Genomic DNA, 1,036 nt, shown 5'->3' on the forward strand with positions numbered 1-1,036 from the left:
TCTGTTAGTATTTACGCTGAAAAGGGTTATATTTTCGTTTGTAAGGGTGGTTTTTCTGATAAGGCATTTGAAAGCATTAAATCATCCCCTGTACTTGATAAAACAACTGTTAATAATGGTTATATTTATTACGGTGTTACTTCTGACGGTGTCAAGATTGGGCGAAGTATTGAAGATGATAAACATTTACTACTTGTCGGTCAGTCGGGTTCTGGTAAGTCAGTCTTACAACAAGCTTTAATCTATCAATTAAAGAATAACATTGAATACATTGATGAAATGATTTTAGTTGATTTAAAAGGTGGCGTTGAATTTTTCCAACATCAGGGCGATAAAATATCTGTTGTTTATGAAATTGAAAAGTTAGCCGATGTTGTGGGGGGGGTCTTGTTGAAACTGTTCGTAATCGCTTGGATTATATGCGTGAAAATGGTTTGAAAAATTATGACGGTAAGAAAATTTATTTAATGATTGATGAATATGCTCAAATAGCTTATCACAAGCCATTAGGTAGAGAGCAAAAAGAGATACACAATTCATTGCTTACCAATTTAAATAAACTTAGCACTCTTGGTCGTGCTTGTGGTGTTCGTTTAATTTGTGGTTTGCAGAAATGTACAACTTCTGAAATGGATAGCGGATTTAAAATAATCTGCATGACCGAATTATTATGAAGTCTAATTCTAATCTAATTTTTAGTGAGGTTTTCGGAACTTCTGATTTTGGTGAGGGTGTTAAATTGCCTAAACCTTCTAAATTTAAAGCTGGCGAAATGTTGGCTTGGATTGACGGTGAAAGAGTCCCAAGCCATGTTAAGGGCTTTTTGATTAATGAGTAAGTGATCTAAATCCCTGGTTTGGCACCGCAGGAACGAGGAGCCCCAACCAAGGGAGTTTTAAACGGTGAGCGATATGACAAACACAACTAAGCAAGTCCTTTTGAGACTACCCACAGAACAAGTTAAACAACTAGAGAAAATCGCAAATGAAAGGCGTTTAAAAAATGTTCAAACTCTTCTATATCGTTGGATTGAAAA

At 35.4% G+C, this 1,036-nt stretch carries 3 protein-coding genes; all 3 read left to right on the forward strand.

From position 1 onward, the window contains the following. Window positions 1-438, forward strand: a 438-nt coding sequence (locus B853_RS26075) for a hypothetical protein (protein WP_211285378.1), incomplete at its 5' end; no start/stop codon positions are given. Next, window positions 420-674, forward strand: a complete 255-nt coding sequence (locus tag B853_RS16000; RefSeq protein WP_128826939.1) for a hypothetical protein — start codon at window positions 420-422, stop codon at window positions 672-674. The genes B853_RS26075 and B853_RS16000, both read left to right, overlap by 19 nt. Then, a complete protein-coding gene (locus B853_RS26080) occupies window positions 671-838 on the forward strand; it encodes a hypothetical protein (RefSeq protein WP_170001026.1) in 168 nt (55 codons plus the stop codon). The genes B853_RS16000 and B853_RS26080 overlap by 4 nt, the downstream gene beginning before the upstream one ends. Window positions 839-1,036 lie beyond the last annotated feature (198 nt).

This window comes from Vibrio rotiferianus CAIM 577 = LMG 21460, from assembly GCF_002741985.1.
Taxonomy (GTDB): Bacteria; Pseudomonadota; Gammaproteobacteria; order Enterobacterales; family Vibrionaceae; genus Vibrio; species Vibrio rotiferianus.